The following is a 22629-nucleotide window of genomic DNA, read 5'->3' on the forward strand; positions in this document are numbered from 1 at the left end:
GGGGCTGGGCACGCGCATCTGCGGCGTTGTCGTCAATCAACAACGCTCCGCGTTGCCTCAATCCTCCGCCTTGCAGCTGCACGCACCCAGCCCCGCTCCTTCTTCCACCCCCCATTTGCCGGTCGGTCTAAGCCTGGACGGGCCGCGAGGGAGGGACCGGCCCGTCCAGGCTCAGGGGGCCCTGACGCCACTCAGCCGACGGGTCTCCTGGGCAGCGCCTGGAGAGCCTGGTCGAACGCCTGAAGGAAGCGGTTGGTCGTCACACGGTCCCGTACGGCCAGCCGCAGCCACTCGGGCCCGAGCCCCGGGAAGGTGTCCCCGCGCCGCGCGGCGAACCCGAGCGACCGCAGCCGCTCCCGGATCTCCGCCGCCCGCTCCACCCGGAGCAGGACGAACGGCCCCGCGGCAGGTTCCACCACCCGTACCTCGCCGAACTCCGCGAGACCGGCCAGCAGATGGGCCCGGTCCACCGCGATCCTGCCGGCCGCGCCCGCCGCCTCGGCGAGCGCCCTCGGCTCCATGCACGCCTCGGCCGCCGCCAGCGCGGGGGAGGACACCGGCCACAGCGGCTGCGCCTCCTGGAGCACGGTGATCGTCGCCGGGTCGGCCAGCACATAACCGATGCGGAGCCCGGCGAGACCCCAGGTCTTGGTGAGACTGCGCAGGACGACGAGCCCGGGGACGTCCGTGCGCCCGCACAGTGCCTCCCGCTCGCCCGGCACCGCGTCCATGAACGCCTCGTCGATCACCAGCGTCCGCCCGGGGCGGGCCAGCTTCTCCAGTACGTCCGCCGGGTGGAGCACCGACGTCGGGTTGGTCGGATTGCCGATCACCACCAGATCGGCGTCCTCGGGCACCGCGGCCGGATCCAGCAGGAAGCCGTCCTCGGGGCGCAGCAGTACCCGCCCCACCTCGTGCCCGGCCGCTCGCAGCGCCGCTTCCGGCTCGGTGAACTGCGGGTGCACGACGACCGGTCTCCGGGCCGGCAGCGCCCGGGCGATCAGGACGAACGCCTCGGCCGCGCCCGCCGTCAGCAGCACCCGTTCCACCGGCAGCCCGTGCCGCGCGGCGACGGCGGCCCGCGCCGGGACCCCGTCCGGATAGGCGGCGAGCGAGCCCAGCGACGCGGCTATCCGCTCCCGCAGCCAGTCGGGCGGCGTCCCGGTCCGTACGTTCACGGCGAGGTCGGTCAGATCACGGCCGCGTACTTCCGCGTCACCGTGGTGCCGCAGGTCGGGCCCGGTGACTTCGAGGTCCTTCGTGGGGGGGTTCATGGCAGCCATGGTGAACGGCTCCGCCCCGTACGTCACGGGGGCAGCGGACATCGATTCCGTGTCGGGCCGCCGGGCCACCGCGCACGTCACCGAAGACGCACGCCGGGGGCCCGGAGCCGACTTCGTTTTCGGTACGAGCAGTTCGCCCCCGCCGGCCAGCGCGGCGGCCTCGGCGACCGACGGCGTACCCGCCGCGTCCCGTACCGCACCGGAGGGATGAGGTACGCGGACCCGGGCCAGCTCCCGCGCCCCGTGGGCGCGCACGGGCACCCCGAGCCGGGCAGCGGCGTCCACGATCCCCGGCTCGGCCGCCTTCGAATCGACGGTGGCCAGCTCCGCGACATCGGCGGCGCGGAGCCCGGCCGCGCGGAGGGTCCCGACGATCAGCTCGAAGACCTCGTCGGGCGGAGCGCCCTTGCGGGCTCCGACACCCACGACGAGGGAGGCGGGGCGGTTCACGGTACGGAGTCCTTTCGTACGAGCACACCCGCGGCGCGGGCCACGGGAGCCAAGACAGGTGAGGGCGCCCTGAGATGCGCGCGAGGGGGGCGATCGGCTAGCAAGGGGCCATGGCGGTGTTCGTCGCGCTCGGCGCGTTCCTGATGACTCTGGCCGGAGGCTGGGTCGCTCAACGCGTCACCGACCGCCGCCACCTGGTGCTCGGCCTCGCGGGCGGGCTGATGCTCGGCGTGGTCGGGCTCGACCTCCTGCCGGAGGCCATCGAGGCCGCGGGCAACGAGGTGTTCGGGGTCCCGGCGGCCCTTCTGCTGTTCGTGGGCGGCTTCCTGGTGGCCCATCTGGTCGAGCGGCTGCTCGCCGGACGCCATGCGGCACACGGCGCGAGCGACGAAAGGGTGCCGCAGGTCGGCATGACGGCGGCGTCGGCGATGGTGGGCCACAGCCTGATGGACGGCATCGCGCTCGGCGCGGCGTTCCAGGTCGGCGGCGGCATGGGCGTCGCCGTCGCACTCGCCGTCATCACCCATGACTTCGCCGACGGATTCAACACGTACACACTCACCAGGCTCTACGGGAACGCGCGCCGCAAGGCGTTGCTGATGCTCTTCGCCGACGCGCTGGCCCCGATCGTGGGCGCGGCGACGACGCTGCTGTTCACCCTTCCGGAGGAACTGCTCGGCTGCTATCTCGGTTTCTTCGGCGGCGCCCTGCTCTACCTCGCCGCCGCCGAGATCCTTCCCGAGGCGCACCACACCCACCCGGCCCGCACCACACTGCTGTGCACCGTCGCAGGGGTGGGCTTCATCTGGCTGGTCGTGGGCATCGCCGAGTGAGTGCGGCGCCGCCGGACGGACCGCGGCGCCCGCACTCATCCGCCGCTCACCCCCGGCACTTCTCCACGAAGCGCCCGGCCACACCGGGCGAAGCCGCCCAGTGGGTGTGCAGATAACTCGCGTGCACGCCGCCCTGCACGAAGCCCTCCACACGCCGCTCGGGCTGGTGCATCCCCCAGGCGGGCGTGGCTCCGGCGCCGGGCTCCAGTACCGTCCGGTGGAACTCGTGACCGCGCATCCTGGTCCCCGCCACCGCCAGCACACTGTCGGAGACCGCGACCGCCTGCCGGTATCCGAGCGTCAGCCGCTGCGACATCCGGGCCTCCGCGTCCAGCACCCCGCACATCGGACGGCCGTCCAGCTCACGCGCCAGATACAGCAGCCCGGCGCACTCGGCGGCCACCGGGGCGCCGCCCAGCGCCAGTTCCGTAACCGCCGTGCGCAGCGGCTCGTTCGCCGACAGCTCGGGCGCGTACATCTCGGGGAAACCGCCGCCCACGACCAGCCCCGCCGTGCCCGCGGGGAGTTTCTCGTCGCGCAGCGGATCGAAGACCACCACATCGGCGCCCGCCGCCGAGAGCAGCTCGGCGTGCTCGGCGTAGGCGAACGTGAACGCGGCCCCGCCCGCCACGGCGACCACCGGCCTGGGGCCTGCCTGTGGGCCGACCGCCTGCGGCTCCGGCTCCCAGACCTCGTCGGGCAGCGCGGGCGCCGTCCTGGCCAGCGCAAGCAGCGCGTCCAGATCGCACCCGGCCCTGACCCGCTCCGCCATCGCCCGTACGGCATCGACGGCGTCCGTCGCCCGCTCCGCGACCGGCACAAGACCCAGATGGCGCGACGGCGTCGCCATCCGCTCGGAGCGCCGCAGCACCCCGAGCACCGGAAGCCCGGACTCGTCGAGCGCTTCCCGCAGCAGCGCCTCGTGACGGTCGGACGCCACCTTGTTCAGGATCACCCCGCCGATCCGCACCTGCGGGTCCCACGAGGCGAAACCGTGCACCAGCGCGGCGACCGACCGGGACTGCGACGAGGCGTCGACCACGAGCACCACGGGCGCCCGCAACAGCTTCGACACCTGCGCGGTCGACGCCAGTTCACCCTGGCCCGAGGCACCGTCGTACAGCCCCATGACCCCCTCGACCACGGCCAGATCGCAGCCGCTCGCCCCATGCGCGAACAGCGGGGCGATCAACTCCGTCCCGCACATGTACGCGTCGAGATTGCGCCCGGGACGCCCGGTCGCCAGCGCGTGGTACCCGGGGTCTATGTAGTCGGGGCCCACCTTGTGCGGGGACACGGCGAGCCCACGGCCGGCGAAGGCCGCCATCAGCCCCGTGGCGACGGTGGTCTTGCCGCTGCCGGACGCCGGAGCGGCGATGACCAGTCGGGGAACACTCACCACTCGATGCCCCTCTGGCCCTTCTGACCCGCGTCCATCGGGTGCTTGACCTTCGACATGTCGGTCACCAGATCAGCGGCCTCGACGAGCTTCTCCGGAGCGTTGCGCCCCGTGATCACCACATGCTGCGTACCGGGACGGTCGCGCATCACCTGGACCACCTCGTCGGTGTCGATCCAGCCCCAGTGCATCGGGTACGCGAACTCGTCGAGGACGTACAGCTTGTAGGTCTCGGCGGCCAGATCACGCTTGACCTGCTCCCACCCCTCGCGGGCCTTCTCCTCGTTGTCGAGCTGGTTGTCCCTCTGCACCCACGACCAGCCCTCACCCATCTTGTGCCAGTCGACGGTGCCGCCCTCGCCGCTCGCACCGAGCACCTTCAGGGCGTTCTCCTCGCCGACCTTCCACTTCGCCGACTTCACGAACTGGAACACCCCGATCGGCCAGCCCTGATTCCAGGCGCGCAGCGCGAGCCCGAAGGCCGCCGTCGACTTCCCCTTACCGATTCCGGTATGCACGAACAGAAGCGGACGATTACGCCGCTGACGGGTGGTGAGTCCGTCCTCCGGCACCGATGTCGGCTGTCCCTGTGGCATTACGCGGCCCTCCCGGCTGCAGATACGTCCTTGACGAGCCCGACGAGCGAATCGGCCCGCAGTTCGTCGAGCGTGACGGCGGTCCCTCCGAGCTCCCGGGCCAGTTGTGCGGCGAGCCCGAGCCGTACGATCCCCGACTCGCAGTCCACGACGACGGACGCGGTGCCCTCGGCCGCGTGCAGCCGCCCGGCCCGCGCCGCCAGAGCCACCGGCTCGGGACCCCCGGTCGCCCGCCCGTCCGTCACCACGACCAGCAACGGCCGCCGCGAGGGATCGCGCAGCCGTTCCACCCGCAGCACGTCATGGGCCTTCAGCAGCCCGGAGGCCAGCGGGGTGCGCCCGCCGGTCGGCAGCGACTCCAGCCGCGCGGCGGCCGCGTCCACCGACGAGGTCGGGGGCAGCACCACCTCGGCGTCCTTGCCCCGGAACGTGATCAGGCCGACCTTGTCCCGCCGCTGGTACGCGTCCAGCAGCAGCGACATCACCGCACCCTTCACGGCGCTCATCCGCTGCCGGGCCGCCATCGACCCGGAGGCGTCCACGACGAACAGCACGAGATTCCCCTCGCGCCCCTCCCGCGTCGCCTGCCGCAGATCGTCACGCCGGACCACGAGCCCCCGGCCCGACCGCCCCCGCGCCCGCTGATGCGGCGCGGCAGCCTGCACGGTCGCCGCCAGGTGCAGCTTCGTCAGCGCACCCCGGGGCCGTCGCGCCCCGGTCGTACGGCCGTGCTCGGTACGCGCCCGGGACCGCCGCCCCGCCGCGCCCTCGCCCAGACCGGGCACGCTCAGCATCTTCGTACGAAACGGCTCGGCGGCGCGTACGGGCTGCTGCTCACCGCCCCCGCCCTGCCTCCCCTGGCCGGGCGCGTCGCCGCCGCTCTCCGGCGCCCGGTCCGGCGTGTCGGCCCCGGCGGGACCCTCGGGCCCATCGCTCTGCGGCGGCACCCCGCCACCACCGCCACCGTCACCGGGCCCGTCGGGCTCCGGATCCGGCTCCCCGTCACCCTCGCCCTCATCCTGGGCGGCGTCCCGGAGCGTGTCGTCCAGCTTGTCCTCGTCGAGCCCCGGCGCGTCGAAGGGATTGCGCCTGCGCCGGTGGGGAAGCGCGAGCAGCGCCGCCTGGCGCACATCCTCGGCGAGAACTTCGTCGCGCCCCGCCCAGGCGGCCAGTGCCGTGGCGGTGCGGGCCATGACGATATCGGCGCGCATCCCGTCGACCTCGAAGGCCGCACACGTCGCCGCGATCTGCCGCAACACGCCGTCGCCCAGGACGACATGGGGCAACAGGGCGCGCGCGGCGGCGATCCGCTCGCGCAACTCCCGCTCCTCGTGCCCCCACTTGGCGGCGAATCCGGCCGGGTCGTCGTCGTAGGCCAGCCGGCGCCGTACGACCTCGACCCGCTGATCGGTGTCACGGGAGGCCGCGACCTCGACGGTCAGCCCGAACCGGTCCAGCAACTGGGGCCGCAGTTCGCCCTCTTCGGGGTTCATCGTCCCGACGAGGAGGAAACGGGCCGCGTGCCGTACGGAGACGCCTTCGCGTTCCACGTACGAGGCGCCCATGGCCGCCGCGTCGAGCAGCAGGTCCACGAGGTGGTCGTGGAGCAGGTTGACCTCGTCGACGTACAGGATGCCGCGGTGCGCGTCGGCGAGGAGCCCGGGCTCGAACGCCTTCACACCCTCGGAGAGCGCCCGCTCGATGTCCAGCGCCCCGACGAGCCGGTCCTCGGAGGCCCCGACGGGCAGCTCGACGGTCCGCGCGGCGCGCGACACACCTGCCCCGGCCTCATGGGGCCCGTCGGGACACGCCGGATCGGGAGTGACCGGATCACAGGAGAACCGGCACCCGGGAACCACGGAAACCTCGGGCATGAGCGCCGCGAGGGCGCGTACGGCGGTGGACTTGGCGGTCCCCTTCTCCCCGCGCACGAGGACCCCGCCTACGGCCGGACTGACGGCGTTCAGCAGGAGCCCGAGCCGCAGATCGTCCTGCCCGACGATGGCGGTGAACGGATACGGCGTACTCACAGAGTCTCCTCATCGACATGCACATCCAACGGCTGGGCTACTCCCAGCCCGTCCCCGGCCACTCTCAGCCCCGCCGGCGTTTGAGGCGCGGGGTCCGGGGCAGAGCCCCGGTTTCGGGAAGGGGCGGGTAGGGGAACGCCCGCCGCAGGCGCACCCGCACCCGCACCCGCACCCGCACCCGCACCCGCACCGGCCACCGCACCCGCACCGGCCACCGCCCCCACCCCCGGCGCCCCCGGCGGCACGAACGGCAGCCCCGCCGGCGCCCCACCCTCGATCAACCGCCACAACGCATCCGTGTCCGCGTGCTCCTCCACCAGATCCCCGAGCCGGTCCAGCTGCTCCTCCCGCAGCACCCCGAAGCTCGTATCCGGCGCGGCCACGAACCGCCGCCTCGCGGCAGCCGCGACCTCCGCCAGGAACCGCCGCCGGAACGCGTCGCTCTCCAGCGACCCGTGCCAGTGCGTCCCCCACACGGCCCCCACCCGGCACCCGTCCAGGAACGGTTCGCCGCCCCGCACATCGGCGACCCCGTGGTGGATCTCGTACCCCTCGACCGGTTCCCCGAGCGCCGACCCGACCGGCCGGGCCAGTGTCTTCTCCCGCTCGAACCGGATACGTACCGGCAGCAGTCCCAGCCCGTCGACCTTCCCGGCCCGCGACTCCACCTCGTCCTCGATGTGCTCACCGAGCACCTGGAACCCGCCGCAGATCCCCAGCACCGGGCGCCCCTCGGCGGCCCGCCGCACCAGCGCGTCCGCAAGCCCGCGTTCCCGCAGCCATGCCAGCGCCTTCACCGTGCCGCGCGTACCGGGCACGATCACCAGGTCCGCGTCGGCCAGTTCCTCCGCCCGGTCCACGAACCGCACCACGACACCCGGCTCGGCGGCCAGGGCGTCCACATCGGTGAAGTTCGACATCAACGGCACCGCGCACACCGCGACCCGCAGCACGTCCTCACCGTGCGGTGCCTCGACGGCCGACTCCCGTACGGTGCCGCGCATCGACACCCGCAGACCGTCCTCCTCGTCGATCCCGAGCCCATGGGCGAACGGCAGCACCCCGTACGTCCGCCGCCCCGTGAGCTCGTACAACATGTCGAGGCCCGGCTCCAGCAGCGACACATCGCCCCGGAACTTGTTGACGAGATAGCCCGCGACCAGCGCCTGGTCCTCGGCGCTCAGCAGGGCCGTCGTACCGAAGAACGAGGCGAACACACCCCCGCGGTCGATGTCCCCGACCACCAGCACGGGGAACCGCGCCGCCCGCGCGATGCCCATGTTCACGATGTCCGTACGCCGCAGATTGATCTCGGCCGGACTGCCCGCCCCCTCGCAGATCACGGCGTCATACGTGCCCCGCAGCTGCTCCAGACAGTCCACGACGGTCCCGAGGAGCGATTCCTGACGCCCGCCGTGGTAACCGCGCGCGCTCATCTCGCCCACCGGCTTCCCCATCAGGACGACCTGACTGGACCGGTCGCTGCCCGGCTTGAGCAGCACCGGGTTCATCAGCGCGGTCGGCTCCACCCGGGCGGCCTGTGCCTGCATGGCCTGGGCGCGCCCGATCTCCGCACCCTCACGGGTGACGAAGGAGTTGAGCGACATGTTCTGGGCCTTGAACGGTGCGACCTTCACCCCCTGCCGCACCAGCCACCGGCAGATTCCCGCCGTGACGACGCTCTTGCCCGCGTCCGATGTGGTGCCGGCGACCAGCAGCCCGCCGCTCATATCCTTCTCCGTCCTGCGATCAGCCGTCCCACGGTCAGCCGTCCGGCCACACAGACGCCGAGGGCCAGAGCACTCACCCGGCGCGACAGCCGCACCGCGCGTTCGATGTCCGCGGTCTCCACCGCGCGGCCGGCCTCCCCGTTGAGCACGGGCCGGTGCTCGACCCGGCCGCCGTACGCGAGGGTCCCGCCGAGGCGTACGCCGAGGGCGCCCGCGAACGAGGCCTCGACGGGACCCGCGTTGGGGCTCGGGTGCTTGCGCGCGTCCGCGCGCCACGCCCGTACCGCCTGCCGTGGCCGCCCCCCGGCGGTCACGGCGAGTGCGGCGGTGAGGCGTGCCCCGGGCCAGCCGGCGAGGTCGTCGAGGCGGGCCGAGGCCCAGCCGTACCGCCGGTACTGGGGCGACTTGTGCCCGACCATGGCGTCGAGGGTGTTGACGGCCCGGAAGCCGACCAGACCCGGCACACCGCCCAGCGCACCCCAGACGAGGGCGCCGACGACGGCGTCCGAGGTGTTCTCGGCGACGGATTCGACCACGGCGCGGGCGATCTGCGGCCCGTCGAGTGAGTGCGGGTCGCGCCCGCACAGATGCGGCAGCCGTTCCCGGGCCACCTCGATGTCCCCGGCGGCGAGCGCACCGCCGATGGCGCGGGCCTCGCGGCCCAGCGAGGTGCCGCCGATGACGGACCAGGTGGCGGCGGCGGTCAGCGCGACGGCGACGGCGGGCCGGTCACGTACGGCGCGGGCGGTGAGCGCGGCGGCGCCCGCGGCGCCTCCGGCGCAGACGAGCGTGTGGAGGGCGCCCCACCCTCGGTGGTCGCGCCACAGACGGTTCTCGACCTCTGCGGCGGCCAGCCCGAACGCGGCGACGGGGTGGCCCCGGCGGGGATCACCCAGCAGCAGATCGCCGATCAGACCGGCCGTGGCGCCGTACGCGAAGATGCGGTCGGCACGCATGGCTCAGCCCGCCGATGCACGGGACGTTCTGGGTGTGGGTGACACAGGATGTGGCGCACAGCAGCCGGGCATGACATATGTCCTCACTCAGGGTCCGCGCCCTGGTTCGACGTGACCGGCGACGAGAGTCTCCTGGCTTCCGGATCCGCAGTTCCCCCCGGCCTTCCAGTCCGCTTGAGGACCGTGACTTCCGGTGTGGGGGGAGTGCTCCCCGGTGACAGTGGCGGGACCGCGCCGGATTCGCACCGGCTTCCTCTTCTGTCGCCGTAAACGGCTCGGGCAGTCCACCACGCTGTGCGAACGCCCGTCAACTCGCAGTTGACCTGCGGGGAAGCCCCCGCAGGTCAACTGGGATTACGTACTTGTGCGGCCGCGTCCTTCGCGGCCGTCGCAGGTCAGACGACGATCAGGTAGATCCCGTAGCTGACCGCCGCGGCGCAGAGGCCGAAGCAGGCGTACGCGCCGGTGCGGGCCAGTGCGAAGGAGCCGCCGGAGCCGCCCGCCGTCGCCGTCGACGCCTGCTTGGAGAGGCCGACGATGCCGAGGGTGAAGAGGCCGACGAGCGCCACGGTGACCACGAGGCTGACGCCGAAGACGGAGGCGAGAGCTGCCCAGTCGATTTTCATGGTGGTGTTCCCTGCCCTGTCAGACCGTGGCCGGGCGGGCCGGGTCGGCGGTGGTACCGGCCGGGGCCGGGATGGTGGTCTTGATCTCCATGGCCGCGCCGCCGGTGGGCGGCGGCGTGACGGCGGCCATGGCCGTGGTGACGACGCCCGCGGGCTCGTTGTCCTCGGTGTCCATCACGTTGGTGTGGTCGACCGGCTTGCGGCGCGACAGCAGCCAGATGGTGCCGGAGCCCGCGACGAGCAGGACGGCGACGACGGCGACTCCCCAGCTGCCCTGCTTGGTGAGGAGCTCGGCCATCGCGCCGACCAGGCCGGCGGCCGGCAGGGTCAGGCCCCACGCGATGAACATCCGGGTGGCGGTCGACCAGCGGACCACACCGCCCTTGCGTCCGAGGCCCGCACCCATGACGGCGCCGGAGCAGGACTGGGTGGTGGAGAGGGAGAAACCGAGGTGGGAGGAGGCCAGGATGACCGTGGCCGCACTGGTCTGGGCGGCGAAGCCCTGCGGCGGCTTGAGCTCGGTCAGGCCGCTGCCCATGGTGCGGATGATGCGCCAGCCGCCGAGGTACGTACCCAGGGCGATGGCGACACCGGCGGAGACGATGACCCAGACCGGCGGGTTGGAGCCGGGGGCGAGGACGCCGCCGGTGACGAGGGCCAGGGTGATGATGCCCATGGTCTTCTGCGCGTCGTTCGTGCCGTGGGCGAGGGAGACGAGCCCGGCCGAGGCGATCTGGCCGGCGCGGTAGCCCTTGGCGGTCGACTTCAGCTGACCCTCGTCGGTGACCTTCCGGTTGATCCGGTACGTCAGCCTGGTGGCCAGCAGGGCCGCGAGACCGGCGACGAGCGGTGCGGCGATGGCCGGCAGCAGAACCTTGGTGACGACGGTGCCGCCGTCGATCGAGCCCCAGCCGGCCGACATGACCGCGGCGCCGATGAGGCCACCGAACAGTGCGTGCGAGGAGCTGGAGGGCAGGCCCACCAGCCAGGTCAGCAGATTCCACAGGATGGCGCCGACGAGCGCCGCGAAGATGACCTCGGTTCTGAGGCCGTCCTCGTTGACGATCCCGCCGGAGATCGTTTTCGCGACCTCCACCGACAGGAAAGCGCCGATCAGATTGAGAACGGCGGACATCGCCACCGCTGTCTTGGGCTTCAGGGCGCCGGTCGAGATGGTGGTGGCCATCGCGTTGGCGGTGTCATGGAAACCGTTCGTGAAATCGAACACGAGAGCTGTCACGATCACAATCGCAAGCAGCAGTGTGATGTGTTCCATTTACCCAGGCAATCGCTCGACGTCAGTGGCACGTGGACCGTAGGCAACCTGGGTGAACGGAAGGTGAACTGAGAAGGGCGCTGTGGTGACCCCGAACGGAGTGTCGGCACTCCGTTTGTGTGGGGGGCGGAGGCGTACCCCGTCCGTGGCCCGGCTGCGGCCCTCTATCGCTGCCCGTTGGGGAACCTTTTCAGCCACTTTTCCCCACTGAGGAGATCCTGGTCACCCGAGCGGCTCTCCCGGCGCCCGATCGCCCCCGACTCATAGGATTTCCGCATGAGCGATGAGCGTGACGAGCATCAGGAAGCGATACGGCGGGCCTGGGACGGCGTTGTCGCGACGGCCCGCAGAACGGCGGCCGACGGCCTCGTCGTCGGGACCTCGGGCAACGTGTCGGCCCGCGTGGGCGGGGTCGTCCTCGTCACCCCCAGCGGCGTGCCCTACGACCGGCTCGGACCCGAGGACGCGGTCGGCGTGGACCTCGAAGGCCGCCAGGTACTCGGAACCCTCGCCCCCACCAGCGAACTCCCGCTCCACCTGGCCGTCTACGGCAGCACCGGCGCCGCCGCCGTCGTCCACACCCACGCCGTCCACGCCACGGCCGTCTCCACCCTCGTTCCCGAGGTCCCCCTGGTCCACTACGCGGCCGCCATGCTCGGCGGCCCCGTCCGTACCGCGGCCTACGCGCGATACGGAACACCGGAACTGGCCGAGAACATGCTCACCGCCCTGCGCGACCGCACGGGCTGCCTCCTCCAGAACCACGGAACCGTCACCTACGGAGACACCCTCGACGAGGCGTTCGACCGCACGGCCCAGCTCGAATGGCTGTGCCGCCTCTGGATCACGGCGAGCTCCGTGCCCGGCCACCGGCCGACCCTGCTCACCGAGGCCCAGCTGCGCGAGGTGGGGGAAGCCCTGAAGGGCTACGGCCAGCCCGGCTGACACCTCCCGTGATCTGCCGGGCTGTTCGGCGGCGTGCACAGCCGCGGGCACCGGACGGCCCACGCCCACTGGCACCGCGCCGCGGGGGCCACGACACTGAAGCATGCGCCCGGCAACAGCGACGGCAGTGGCCGTCACCACGATCCTCGGCGTCGGCGCGGCAGCGGTCGCGGCCGGCCGGTACGCGGGCGACACCGCACTCAAGGTGCCGTCCGGACGCCCCTTCCCCGCCGACCGCAGGCTCACCGTGCACTCCACGGCGGCCGGACAGGTCACCCTGACCCGCTCCTTCGCCGCGCTCCGCCCCGGTACGTACGGACTGGTGGGCCCCGGCGTCCACGCCGTCGTCGGCCCGGTGGCCGACGAGGCGCCGAACGGCGCCGACACCGTCGTCCGCAGGCTGGAGCGCGTCGTCCACGGAAGCCTGGAACCGGGCACCAAGGTCCGCATCACGCCCGAGCTGTACAGCGGGGACCCGGGCAGCGCACTGGGACTCGACTACAAGGAGGTCGAGATCCCCGGTGAGCTCGGCGCCCTGCCCGCCTGGTTCGTGCCCGCCGCCCGGGACACCTGGGTCATCACCGTGCACGGCCTCGGCACCACCCGGGAACACCCCATGAACGTGATGGGGTTCCTGCACGCCCAGCAGCTGCCCGTGCTCGACCTGGCCTACCGCGGCGACGTCGGCGCTCCCCGCTCCCCGGACGGCCTCGGTCACCTCGGCGAGTCCGAATGGCGCGACCTGGACGCCGCGATCCGCTACGCCCTGCGCTACGGCGCGGAGAGCGTGATCATCCACGGCTGGTCCACCGGCGCGACGATGGCCCTGCACGCCGCCGTCAACTGCGCGCTCCGCGAGCGCATCAGCGGCCTCGTCCTCGACTCACCGGTCCTCGACTGGCGGACCACCCTGCGCGCCCTCGCCGCCGCCCGGGGCATCCCCTCCGCACTGCTGCCCCTCGCGGTCCGCGCCGCCGAGGGCCAGACCGGGCTCCGCGGCGCACCGCTGCTGGAGACCTCCGTCCCCACCGCCCTGCACGCCCCGACGCTGATCTTCCACGGTCCCGACGACACCCTCGCCCCGTGGGCGGCATCGAAGGAACTGGCGGCCCTCCGCCCCGACCTGGTCTCCCTGCACGCCGTACCGCACGCTCCGCATGCGGCGATGTGGAATGCCGGACCGGCGCGCTACGAAGAGGCGCTCCGGCGCTTCCTCACCCCTCTGATGTGAGACGTTGTGATGAAAAGGCCCGGTTGGTGAGGGCCCGCCGCAGGCCCCCGAAAACCGTTGACCCGGCTTCCGTTTGGGCTTTCGGGCCGTCAGAGGCAAGACTGCTCCCCGTGACGTCCCGTACCCCGCGCGACTCCAGGCTGCGACTTGTCCGCCCGCGACCCCTTGCCACCGCCCGCAAGGCCGTGACCACCCGGCGCACCAGGCCGGCCCCCCGCCCTCCCGAGGGCACCCCGCCCCCGGCGGAACTGGCCCGTCAGGCCAGGACCGTGCTCGCCGACGCCGTACGGATCGCCCACTGGGCCGCCGACGGCGCGAGTCCGGGAACGGCCCCGCTGACCGCCCACGCCCTCGACCGGGCCGCGACAGCACTGGAACTGTCCCCGGCCCAGGTACGGGCCGGCTGGGACCGCGCCAGGCTCGCCGGACTGGTCGAACTGCACGGCGGCACCGTCCGCCCCGGCTGGCGGCTGCGCGCCTGGGAACGCGACGACTCCGCGGTGCTCCGTGGCTGGGTGGCGCTCTTCGACGCCTGGTCGCTCGTCCACGCCGCCCCCCGCGACATCGAGGCCACCACCGTCGCCGAAGCGGTCGAGGCGGTGCCCCAGGTGCTCTCCCTCCTCCAGCTCTCGGCAGGCCCGGTCACCGTGCCCGCACTTCTCGATCTCCTCGGCCAGCGCGTCGCCGAACTCCACGAGGAGCGCTGCGAGGTGCCCTACGCGGCGGCGCCACCCGCCGAGCCCCTCGCCGCCGAGCCGCCCCCTGCCGAACCCACCGTCGAGCCGCCCGTCGACCTGAACGCGCTGCTGCTCGACTGGGCGCTGGAAGGGCTGGCCGCCGTGGGAGCCCTCACCCTCGGCTCCGGACACGCCACCCTGACCCCGCTCGGCAACTGGGCGGTCTGGGTCAAGCTGGAACAGATCTGTGTCGCCGCCCAGAGCCCCGCCGGCAACATCGAGCAGTCCGCGGCCGACATGCTGCTCGGCTGCGCCCGGCTCACCCCCGGCCCTGCCCGCACCGAATACCGCGCCTGGCTCGCCGCACGCCCCGTCGGCAGCGCCGTCACGGAACTGCTCGCCGTGGCCCGCGGCGAGGACGCCCTCCTGCGCGGCCTCGCCTTCGAAGCGCTCCGCGTCGTCGGCGCCCCCGCCGAACCCGTGGTGCGCTCCGTCGTCACCGACACCTCGCTCAGGCCCTACGCCCTGCTCTGGCTCGCCGAGTACGAGGGCACGGACCCCGACGACGCGCAGGAAGTCCTCAGCCGGGAGGAAGCCACCTGGCTCTGGGTCGACACGGCGGCGGCGGTCGCCGACCACGGCGAGACCGGACTGCTGGTGCGCCACCTCGACTCCGCGGTCCAGGGCACGGTCCCGGCCCTGCTCGACGAGATCCGCGCCGTCGGCCACCCGCGCACCGTCCAGGTACTGGTCGCGCTGGCTGCCGCACACCCGGACCCCGCACTGGCCAAAGCGGTACGCCGCGCGGCTTTCCAGGTCCACACCGGCGGCGCGTAGGACCCGCACCCCGGCCCGCGGCCGGGGAGCACGAGCGCGGTACGAACGCCCCCGGGGTCAGTCCGAGGACCCCGGGGCGTACGTCCCGAAGCTCCACACGTTGCCCTCCGCGTCCCGCGCCATGTAGTCACGGGAGCCGTAGTCCTGGTCCGTGGGCGGCATCAGGATCTCCACCCCGTGCTCCACCGCCCGTGCGTGGTGCTCGTCGACCTCGTCCACCACGACGTACACCCCGGCCGGCCCCGCGCCCACCATCGCCTTGGCGAAGGCGCCTTCGCCCCCCTTGGAGCCGAGCATCACCCTGCCGTTGCCGCAGGACAGCTCGGCATGGAGCACCTCGCCCTCCTTCCCCTCGTACACCGCCTCCTCGGCGAAGCCGAGGGCCTGGGTCAGGGTCCTGATCGCGGCCTTCGCGTCCGCGTACAGAATCGTCGGATAGATCGTCGGCACGCCGTTCGCTGCGCCTGCCATGACGCTCACCTTCTTCCGCGTCCCACTGCTCCGATGGATGTGATCTGCGTCTCAGTCTTCCACCGGGCACTGACAATGCCGCGCAGCACGCGGAAAAGGAGTTGCACACCGCCAGTAGAATGGCCCTATGGCAATTCTCCTTGTGCATTAGACGGCGTCGAGTCGTGAACCCGTAGTCCGCCCTCCGCTGTCCAAACGCCCCTGGAGTTTTCCCCGTGATCACCGCATCCGGCATCGAGCTGCGCGCCGGCGCCCGCATCCTCATCGAATCCGCATCCTTCCGTATCGCCAAGGGCGACCGCATCGGCCTCGTCGGCCGCAACGGAGCGGGCAAGACCACGCTCACCAAGTGCCTCGCGGGTGAGGGCACCCCCGCCGGCGGCACCATCAGCCGCTCCGGCGAAGTCGGCTACCTCCCGCAGGACCCGCGCACCGGCGACCTCGACATCCTGGCCCGCGACCGCATCCTCTCCGCCCGTGGACTCGACACCATCCTGCGCAAGATGCGGGAGAACGAGGAGCGCATGGCCACCGGCCAGGGCGCCACCCGCGAGAAGGCGATGAAGAAGTACGAGCGCCTGGAGACGGAGTTCCTCACCAAGGGCGGGTACGCCGCCGAGGCCGAGGCCGCCACCATCGCCGCCGCGCTCAGCCTGCCCGACCGGGTGCTCGGCCAGCCCCTCCATACGCTCTCCGGCGGTCAGCGCCGACGCGTCGAGCTGGCCCGCATCCTCTTCTCGGACGCGGACACGCTGCTCCTCGACGAGCCCACCAACCACCTCGACGCGGACTCGATCGTCTGGCTGCGCGACTACCTCAAGACGTACCGCGGCGGCTTCATCGTGATCTCCCACGACGTCGACCTCGTCGAGACCGTCGTCAACAAGGTCTTCTACCTCGACGCCAACCGCGCCCAGATCGACGTCTACAACATGGGCTGGAAGCTGTACCAGCAGCAGCGCGAGGCCGACGAGAAGCGCCGCAAGCGCGAGCGTCAGAACGCCGAGAAGAAGGCCGCGACCCTCAACGCGCAGGCCGACAAGATGCGCGCCAAGGCCACCAAGACGGTCGCCGCCCAGAACATGGCCAAGCGCGCCGACCGCCTGCTCTCGGGCCTGGAGGCTGTCCGGGTCTCCGACAAGGTCGCCAAGCTGCGCTTCCCCGACCCCTCGCCGTGCGGCAAGACCCCGCTCATGGCGGAGGGCCTGTCCAAGTCGTACGGCTCGCTCGAAATCTTCACCGATGTGGATCTCGCCATCGACAAGGGCTCCCGGGTCGTCATCCTGGGCCTCAACGGTGCGGGCAAGACCACCCTGCTCCGCCTCCTCGGCGGCGCCGAGAAGGCCGACACCGGCGAGATCATCGAGGGCCACGGTCTCAAGCTCGGCTACTACGCCCAGGAGCACGAGACCCTCGACCCGGAGCGCACGGTCCTGGAGAACATGCGCTCCGCCGCGCCCGACCTCGACCTCGTCGCGGTCCGCAAGACGCTCGGTTCGTTCCTGTTCTCCGGGGACGACGTCGACAAGCCCGCCGGAGTGCTCTCCGGTGGTGAGAAGACCCGTCTCGCCCTGGCGACCCTGGTCGTCTCCTCCGCCAATGTGCTGCTCCTCGACGAGCCCACGAACAACCTCGACCCGGCCAGCCGCGAGGAGATCCTCGGTGCGCTGCGCACGTACAAGGGCGCTGTCGTCCTCGTGACGCACGACGAGGGCGCGGTCGAGGCGCTCCAGCCGGAGCGGATCATCCTGCTGCCCGACGGTGTCGAGGACCTGTGGGGTGCCGACTACCGGGACCTGGTGGCCCTGGCCTGACCCCTCCCGTGAGGGCCGGCGCGAGCTGATCCACTCACTGATCCACTCCGTATGGATCATTCGGCCTATGTGTGATCCACCATCTGTGTGAGTGGCTCTCGTACCTCGGCGTGGCGCCCGGCAGATACCTGCCGGGCGCACCCATGTGGGGCCTCCGATTGCCCACGGCCCTGACCTGGCGGTTCTTCCGGCGGCGTTCCCCAGCTGTCCGCACAGCCCTGCGGAATAAGGGATTCCGCTCGTGTTGACGTGCCCTCGGACCTGGAAACCGCTCGCACAGACCTTGCCGAATGGGTGGCCAGGAAGCGCGGGAGGGGTGATCATGAGAGTCCAGAGCGCACTTCCTATGAGGAGGCACGGGTGGCCGAGACTCTGAAGAAGGGCAGCCGGGTTACCGGCGCCGCGCGTGACAAGCTCGCGGCAGACCTGAAGAAGAAGTACGACTCCGGTGCGAGCATCCGGGCGTTGGCCGAAGACACCGGCCGCTCCTACGGATTCGTCCACCGGATGCTCAGTGAGTCCGGAGTGACGCTGCGGGGACGCGGCGGAGCGACACGAGGCAAGAAGGCCACTACGGCCTGACCGTCGAGACGGTCGGGGCGGTTCATGGAACACGCCCCGGGGCTCACCGGAAATCGTGGTGGCCACCCGGTCGGCCGCAGGGTCGTCCGGGTGGTTACTGTTCAGTCACTTACCAGTGAAGTGCTGACAGCACCCGATCCGGAGGCGTCCCATGACCTCGCTCGACTCTGTGCTCGACAAGGACGGCGTACGGCTCACCGTCGATGACGCGGTTGCCACAGTGACTCTCACCAATCCGGCCAAGCGCAACGCTCAGTCTCCCGCTCTGTGGCGGGCGTTGACAGAGGCCGGACGGGCACTGCCCGGCAGCGTGCGGGTCGTCGTGCTGCGCGGCGAAGGCCAGTCCTTCTCCGCGGGACTCGACCGGCAGGCGTTCACCCCGGAAGGGTTCGACGGTGAGCCGTCCTTCCTCGACATGGCGCGCGGCTCGGAGACCGAGCTCGACGCGACCATCGCCGAGTACCAGGAGGCGTTCACCTGGTGGCGCCGCAACGACATCGTGTCGATCGCGGCCGTCCAGGGCCACGCGATCGGTGCCGGCTTCCAGCTCGCCCTCGCCTGCGATCTGCGGATCGCCGCCGAGGACGTGCAGTTCGCCATGCGCGAGACCAGCCTCGGTCTCGTGCCCGACCTCACGGGCACGCACCCCCTGGTGAACCTCGTGGGGTACGCACGCGCGCTCGAAATCTGCGCCACCGGCCGCTTCGTGCACGCCGAGGAGGCCGAACGCACCGGCCTGGCCAACCTCGTCGTCCCCGCCGGCCAGCTCGACGAGGCCACCCGCGATCTGGCCGCCGCCCTCCTCGCCGCACCGCGCGACGCCGTCGTCGAGACGAAGGCCCTGCTGAGCGGCGCCGCCTCCCGTACGTACGAGGAGCAGCGCACCGCCGAACGGGCCGCCCAGGCCCGCAGGCTGCGCGACCTGGCGGGCGTCACCGACTGACGTCAGCCCTGCTCGACCACGGCGGTGATGAGCACGCTCACCGGCGGGTGGCCCTCCACCGCCGCCGTCACCGCCGTGCGCACCGCCCGGGCCACGTCCAGGGCCCGGTGGTCCCCGGCCGTCGCCAGCTCCACCCGGACGTGATCCTCACCGGTGTGCACGGGGCTGCCCAGCACCCGGGTCAGCGTCACGACGCCGGGCACCGCGGCCGCCGCTGCCCCCGCCACCCCGTCCGCCCCCGCCGCACGGACCTCGACGGCCGGTACCGCCGTTGGCTCGGGCGCCGTGTCCAGCAGTGCCGTCACCCGGAGATCGATCTCCGTCACCACCAGGCCGAGCCGCTGCCCCGCCGTGTCCAGCAGCGCCGAGCGCAGCGCCTCCGCCATGGCGGGCAGCGGCCGGTCCATGGTGGCCGAGAACTCCGCCTCGATCCGCAGCGGCCCGGCCGGGTACGCGCTCGGAGGACTGGGCGCGACCGCGCCGTCCGGTGCCGGTGCCGTTCCCGAGGCGGCTTCCGCGTCCGCCGGCCCGATCCTGAGCTTCCCCAGAGCGGCTCCCGATCCGGCGGCGGCCCCCCGCAGCACCCTGGCCGCCGCCCGCTCCGCGATCCACGTTCCGTCCCCGGGACCGCCCAGAGGGAGCAACCGGCCCAGGCCGAGTCGCTGCCGTACCGCAGCCGTCCATCCGTCGGCCCGCTGGGGGCTTTCCGCCGTCGTCATGGGCCCACCCTGCCGCATCCACGGCGCGGAACGGGGCAAGCGCACTTAACGTGGGCAGCGAAGTCCAACCCTGTCCCGAAGGGAAGAGCGGCGATGACCGAGAGCCAGCAGCGCACCCCCGACAAGGAATCCGCCGGAGACGGCAAGTCTCCGCTGACCAGGCGTGGCGGGGGAGACCCCGCGACCCGTGGCCGCACGACCATCGCCGACGGCGTCGTCGAGAAGATCGCCGGAATGGCCGCGCGCGACGTGGTCGGCGTCCACGCGATGGGCAGTGGACTGTCCCGTACCTTCGGCGCGGTACGCGACCGTGTCCCCGGCGGCGGCAAGTCCGTCACCCGTGGTGTCAAGGCCGAGGTCGGCGAATCGCAGACCGCACTCGATCTGGAGATCGTCGTCGACTACGGCGTGTCGATCGCCGATGTCGCGGGCGAGGTACGGGAGAACGTTGTCGCGGCGGTCGAGCGGATGACCGGCCTGGAAGTCGTCGAGGTCAACATCGCGGTCAGCGACGTCAAGCTGCCGGATGAGGAGGACGACGAGGACCAGCCCGAGCCACGTCTTCAGTAGCCCTGCGCCGAAAGGCAGTTGAGGAGCGCACGATGAGCATGGCTGTGGTCGGCCTGTTGGCCGGCATGGCGCTGGGATTCGCCGGGTACTTCGGCGGGTTCGGAGCCTTTCTGCTGGTTGCCGCGCTGGGCGCGGTCGGCTTCATCGCCGGCCGCTTCCTGGACGGCGATCTGGAACCCGGCGACTTCTTCCGGAGTCGCGAGCGCGGCGACCGGCGACGGTGACGGCGGTGACTGACCGGGTCGCCGCCGCGGAACGCGGGGAGACCCGGATCGCCGACAGGGTCGTCGCGAAGATCGCCGCCCAGGCCGCCAAGGAGGCGGTCACCGAGGCGCCCGCCGAGGGCGCCGCCCCGCGTGCCACCGTGACCGTGCACCGGGACGCCGCCCGGGTTCGGGTCAGTCTCGAGCTCGGATACCCCTCCGACATCGGCCGCCAGTGCGGGGCCGTGCGTCGTCGTGTCACGGAACGGGTAAAGACGTTGGCGGGGATGGAAGTGCCCGAGGTGGCCGTGCAGGTCGAGCGGCTCCACGCCACAGGACCGGGCGCCACGGCGCAGGGGAGGATCCGATGAGCGAGCAGCCCCGGCACGGCGAGAGCGGCGGGAACAGCGGGAGCACCGAGAACGGCACGCAACGGCTGCCCACCGCCGACCCCCTGGCCAAGGGCGGTGTCAAAGAACTCGACCAGTCGACATCGGCCGCCGAGCACGACCCCGTACCCACGCTGGAGCACGGCGGCAGGGCGGGCAGGTTCTGGTCCGCGCGCCGCATCCCCGCGGCCGTGCTCGCCCTGGTGGTGCTCGGCGGCGCCGGACTCCTGCTCTACGACATCGCGGCGGTACGCGCCGACCACCCCGCGATGCAGTGGCGGCGCTCCCTCGCGGACGAGCTGGCCGAACGGCCGCTGGACGACACCTGGGTGCTGACCGGCGCCGGCGTCGCTGTGGCGCTCGGGCTGTGGCTGGCCCTCCTCGCCGCCACTCCCGGACTGCGCGACCTGCTCCCGATGCGCCGCGACCACGTCGACGTCAGGGCGGCGCTCGACCGGACCGCCGCCGCCATGGTCCTGCGCGACCGCGCCGTGGAAGTGGCCGGTGTGCAGTCCGTGCGGGTCCGGATGGGCCGGACCAAGGTGGCGGTGCGCGCCGTATCGCACTTCCGTGAACTCGATGACGTACGGGCCGACCTGGACTCCGTACTAGGGACGGGCATCAAGGAGCTGGGCCTGGCCAAGCCGCCGAGCCTCTCCGTGCATGTCCGCCGGCCGGCGAAGAAGGGGTGAACGGCGTGCTCAGGACCGTCAACCGGGTACTGCTCGGCCTGGCCGGGCTGGTGCTGATCGTCGGCGGCGGCGCCGTGCTCGCCGTGGGACTCGGCGCCTCGTTCCCGTCCTGGCCGTGGGACGGGAAGAACGACGTGCTGCTCAGCGAGGCCGACCGGGACCGCTGGCGCGACGACGGCTGGTGGTGGCCGACAGTGATCGCGGTCCTCGCGGTCGTGGTCGTCCTCGCCCTGTGGTGGCTGCTGGCCCAGCTGCGCCGTGCCCGCCTCGCCGAGGTGCTGGTCGACAGCGGGGACGGCGAGGGGGCACTGCTCCGGGGCCGCGCCCTGGAAGGTGTGCTCGCCGAGGAGGCGGGCAACCTGGAAGGCGTCTCGCGCGCCCACGTCGTCCTGACGGGCCGGCGCTCCGCGCCGCAGGCCAGGATCCGGCTGCTGATGGACGCTCACGGGGCCCCGGACCAGGCGCTGCGCGGCCTCGCCGACGAGGCGCTGGCCCACGCCAGGGACTCCGCCGGGCTGAACGAGCTGCCGGCCGAGGTCCGGCTGAAGGCCGTCAAGCACCGTGCGGAACGGGTGAGCTGACGCCGGGACGGGCCCGGCAGGGAGCGATCGCGCGAGCGGTCAGAAACCGTGCCTGGAGCCGCCGTCGACGGGCACCATGAGGCCCGTCAGATAGGAGGCGGCGGGGGAGAGCAGGAAGGCCGCGGTCTTCCCGAACTCCTCCGGCGTGCCGTACCGGCGCAGCGGAATCCGGGCCTCGTTGGCGGTACGGGAGGCTTCCGCGTCGCCGGACAGGGCGTCGAGCTCACGCACCCGGTCGGTGTCGATCCGGGCGGGCAGGACCCCCACGACACGGATGCCGCGCGGGCCCAGCTCGTCGGCCAGGGACTTGGCGAAGCCCGCCAGGCCCGGGCGCAGGCCGTTGGAGATGGTCAGACCGGCGATCGGCTCGTGGACCGAGCCGGAGAGCACGAAGCCGATGACCCCGCCCTCGCCGAGCGCGGCGGCCGTCGTGCGGGCCAGGCGTACGGCCCCGAGGAAGACCGACTCGAAGGCGGTCCGCCACTGCTCGTCGCTGTTGTCCGCAAGGAAGCCGGGAGCGGGACCGCCGACGCTGATGAGAATGCCGTCCAGCCGGCCGAACCGTTCCTTCGCGGTGTCCACGAGGCGCTGTGCGGCTGCCGGGTCGGCGTTGTCGGCGGCGAGCCCCACGGCGTCGGGGCCCAGTTCGGCGGCTGCCGCCGTGACGCTCTTCTCGTCCCGCCCGGTGATGATCACCTTCGCGCCGTCCGCTGCCAGGGCGCGCGCGGTGGCGTTGCCCAGCCCGCGGGTCGCGCCGGTGACGATGTACACACGGTCCTTCAGTCCAAGATCCATG

The 22629-nt window shown here is 72.4% G+C and carries 23 protein-coding genes and 1 riboswitch; of the genes, 12 read left to right on the top strand and 11 right to left on the bottom strand.

Annotated features, from left to right (window positions below; all coding sequences use genetic code 11):
* Window positions 1-191 precede the first annotated feature (191 nt).
* Window positions 192-1733, bottom strand: a complete 1542-nt coding sequence (gene cobC / locus ACWGO0_RS32330; RefSeq protein ID WP_453543173.1) for an Rv2231c family pyridoxal phosphate-dependent protein CobC — start codon at window positions 1731-1733, stop codon at window positions 192-194.
* Window positions 1734-1843: 110 nt separating this feature from the next.
* Here cobC and ACWGO0_RS32335 point away from each other — a divergent pair, with 110 nt between their 5' ends.
* Complete coding sequence (locus tag ACWGO0_RS32335; RefSeq protein ID WP_453543176.1) at window positions 1844-2566, top strand: ZIP family metal transporter; 723 nt, start codon at window positions 1844-1846, stop codon at window positions 2564-2566.
* Between the two features lie 46 nt (window positions 2567-2612).
* On the opposite strand, the gene ACWGO0_RS32340 is transcribed toward ACWGO0_RS32335, so the two are convergent.
* From ACWGO0_RS32340 to ACWGO0_RS32370, 7 genes are all read right to left on the bottom strand, one after another.
* Entirely contained in the window at window positions 2613-3968 is a 1356-nt protein-coding gene (locus ACWGO0_RS32340; RefSeq protein ID WP_453543179.1) for a cobyrinate a,c-diamide synthase, read from the bottom strand.
* Window positions 3962-4561: a cob(I)yrinic acid a,c-diamide adenosyltransferase gene (gene cobO / locus ACWGO0_RS32345; RefSeq protein WP_453543182.1), complete on the bottom strand. Its 600-nt coding sequence runs from the start codon at window positions 4559-4561 to the stop codon at window positions 3962-3964. Before cobO ends, ACWGO0_RS32340 begins: the two co-directional genes overlap by 7 nt.
* Window positions 4561-6591 carry a putative cobaltochelatase gene (locus ACWGO0_RS32350; protein WP_453543185.1) on the bottom strand — a complete coding sequence of 677 codons (2031 nt, stop codon included), beginning with the start codon at window positions 6589-6591 and terminating at the stop codon, window positions 4561-4563. The genes cobO and ACWGO0_RS32350 overlap by 1 nt, the downstream gene beginning before the upstream one ends.
* The gene (locus ACWGO0_RS32355; RefSeq protein WP_453543188.1) at window positions 6588-8321 is read right to left on the bottom strand and encodes a cobyric acid synthase; all 1734 of its coding nucleotides are present in this window, start codon (window positions 8319-8321) and stop codon (window positions 6588-6590) included. The genes ACWGO0_RS32350 and ACWGO0_RS32355 overlap by 4 nt, the downstream gene beginning before the upstream one ends.
* Window positions 8318-9277: a cobalamin biosynthesis protein gene (locus ACWGO0_RS32360; protein WP_453543191.1), complete on the bottom strand. Its 960-nt coding sequence runs from the start codon at window positions 9275-9277 to the stop codon at window positions 8318-8320. Before ACWGO0_RS32360 ends, ACWGO0_RS32355 begins: the two co-directional genes overlap by 4 nt.
* Before the next feature lie 104 nt (window positions 9278-9381).
* Window positions 9382-9573: riboswitch (cobalamin riboswitch) on the bottom strand.
* A 99-nt stretch (window positions 9574-9672) separates the two neighbouring features.
* The gene (locus ACWGO0_RS32365) at window positions 9673-9903 is read right to left on the bottom strand and encodes a hypothetical protein (RefSeq protein ID WP_453543193.1); all 231 of its coding nucleotides are present in this window, start codon (window positions 9901-9903) and stop codon (window positions 9673-9675) included.
* A 19-nt stretch (window positions 9904-9922) separates the two neighbouring features.
* A complete protein-coding gene (locus ACWGO0_RS32370) occupies window positions 9923-11179 on the bottom strand; it encodes an anion permease (RefSeq protein WP_453543196.1) in 1257 nt (418 codons plus the stop codon).
* Window positions 11180-11455: 276 nt separating this feature from the next.
* Here ACWGO0_RS32370 and ACWGO0_RS32375 point away from each other — a divergent pair, with 276 nt between their 5' ends.
* The 3 genes from ACWGO0_RS32375 to ACWGO0_RS32385 all read left to right on the top strand — a co-directional run bounded on the left by ACWGO0_RS32375 (window position 11456) and on the right by ACWGO0_RS32385 (window position 14869).
* The gene (locus tag ACWGO0_RS32375; RefSeq protein ID WP_453543199.1) at window positions 11456-12124 is read left to right on the top strand and encodes a class II aldolase/adducin family protein; all 669 of its coding nucleotides are present in this window, start codon (window positions 11456-11458) and stop codon (window positions 12122-12124) included.
* 103 nt (window positions 12125-12227) lie between these two features.
* Window positions 12228-13355 (top strand): alpha/beta hydrolase, encoded by a 1128-nt coding sequence (locus tag ACWGO0_RS32380; RefSeq protein ID WP_453543202.1) that lies wholly within the window; start codon window positions 12228-12230, stop codon window positions 13353-13355.
* Window positions 13356-13540: 185 nt separating this feature from the next.
* Window positions 13541-14869 carry a hypothetical protein gene (locus ACWGO0_RS32385; RefSeq protein WP_453543288.1) on the top strand — a complete coding sequence of 443 codons (1329 nt, stop codon included), beginning with the start codon at window positions 13541-13543 and terminating at the stop codon, window positions 14867-14869.
* 57 nt (window positions 14870-14926) lie between these two features.
* Here the strand turns inward: ACWGO0_RS32385 and ACWGO0_RS32390 are convergent, their stop codons facing one another.
* Complete coding sequence (locus ACWGO0_RS32390; protein ID WP_453543205.1) at window positions 14927-15340, bottom strand: VOC family protein; 414 nt, start codon at window positions 15338-15340, stop codon at window positions 14927-14929.
* A 215-nt stretch (window positions 15341-15555) separates the two neighbouring features.
* On the opposite strand from ACWGO0_RS32390, the gene ACWGO0_RS32395 reads away from it, so the two are divergent.
* The 3 genes from ACWGO0_RS32395 to ACWGO0_RS32405 all read left to right on the top strand — a co-directional run bounded on the left by ACWGO0_RS32395 (window position 15556) and on the right by ACWGO0_RS32405 (window position 18679).
* Complete coding sequence (locus ACWGO0_RS32395; protein WP_453543208.1) at window positions 15556-17154, top strand: ABC-F family ATP-binding cassette domain-containing protein; 1599 nt, start codon at window positions 15556-15558, stop codon at window positions 17152-17154.
* Window positions 17155-17514: 360 nt separating this feature from the next.
* A complete protein-coding gene (locus ACWGO0_RS32400; protein WP_383783391.1) occupies window positions 17515-17736 on the top strand; it encodes a helix-turn-helix domain-containing protein in 222 nt (73 codons plus the stop codon).
* A gap of 151 nt (window positions 17737-17887) precedes the next feature.
* Window positions 17888-18679, top strand: a complete 792-nt coding sequence (locus ACWGO0_RS32405) for an enoyl-CoA hydratase/isomerase family protein (RefSeq protein ID WP_453543212.1) — start codon at window positions 17888-17890, stop codon at window positions 18677-18679.
* 2 nt (window positions 18680-18681) lie between these two features.
* Here the strand turns inward: ACWGO0_RS32405 and ACWGO0_RS32410 are convergent, their stop codons facing one another.
* Window positions 18682-19398 (bottom strand): hypothetical protein, encoded by a 717-nt coding sequence (locus ACWGO0_RS32410; protein ID WP_453543215.1) that lies wholly within the window; start codon window positions 19396-19398, stop codon window positions 18682-18684.
* 93 nt (window positions 19399-19491) lie between these two features.
* Here ACWGO0_RS32410 and ACWGO0_RS32415 point away from each other — a divergent pair, with 93 nt between their 5' ends.
* From ACWGO0_RS32415 to amaP, 5 genes are read left to right on the top strand one after another with little or no spacing between them, the layout of a single operon-like run.
* Window positions 19492-19968: an Asp23/Gls24 family envelope stress response protein gene (locus ACWGO0_RS32415; protein WP_453543218.1), complete on the top strand. Its 477-nt coding sequence runs from the start codon at window positions 19492-19494 to the stop codon at window positions 19966-19968.
* A 32-nt stretch (window positions 19969-20000) separates the two neighbouring features.
* A complete protein-coding gene (locus ACWGO0_RS32420) occupies window positions 20001-20192 on the top strand; it encodes a hypothetical protein (RefSeq protein WP_073720205.1) in 192 nt (63 codons plus the stop codon).
* Complete coding sequence (locus ACWGO0_RS32425) at window positions 20189-20542, top strand: hypothetical protein (RefSeq protein WP_453543221.1); 354 nt, start codon at window positions 20189-20191, stop codon at window positions 20540-20542. Before ACWGO0_RS32420 ends, ACWGO0_RS32425 begins: the two co-directional genes overlap by 4 nt.
* Entirely contained in the window at window positions 20539-21252 is a 714-nt protein-coding gene (locus tag ACWGO0_RS32430; protein WP_453543224.1) for a DUF6286 domain-containing protein, read from the top strand. Before ACWGO0_RS32425 ends, ACWGO0_RS32430 begins: the two co-directional genes overlap by 4 nt.
* A gap of 5 nt (window positions 21253-21257) precedes the next feature.
* Window positions 21258-21833 carry an alkaline shock response membrane anchor protein AmaP gene (gene amaP, locus ACWGO0_RS32435; RefSeq protein ID WP_453543227.1) on the top strand — a complete coding sequence of 192 codons (576 nt, stop codon included), beginning with the start codon at window positions 21258-21260 and terminating at the stop codon, window positions 21831-21833.
* Window positions 21834-21872: 39 nt separating this feature from the next.
* Here the strand turns inward: amaP and ACWGO0_RS32440 are convergent, their stop codons facing one another.
* Window positions 21873-22628 carry an SDR family oxidoreductase gene (locus ACWGO0_RS32440; RefSeq protein ID WP_453543230.1) on the bottom strand — a complete coding sequence of 252 codons (756 nt, stop codon included), beginning with the start codon at window positions 22626-22628 and terminating at the stop codon, window positions 21873-21875.
* Between the last annotated feature and the right edge of the window lies 1 nt (window position 22629).

This window comes from Streptomyces sp. NPDC055749, from assembly GCF_053617235.1.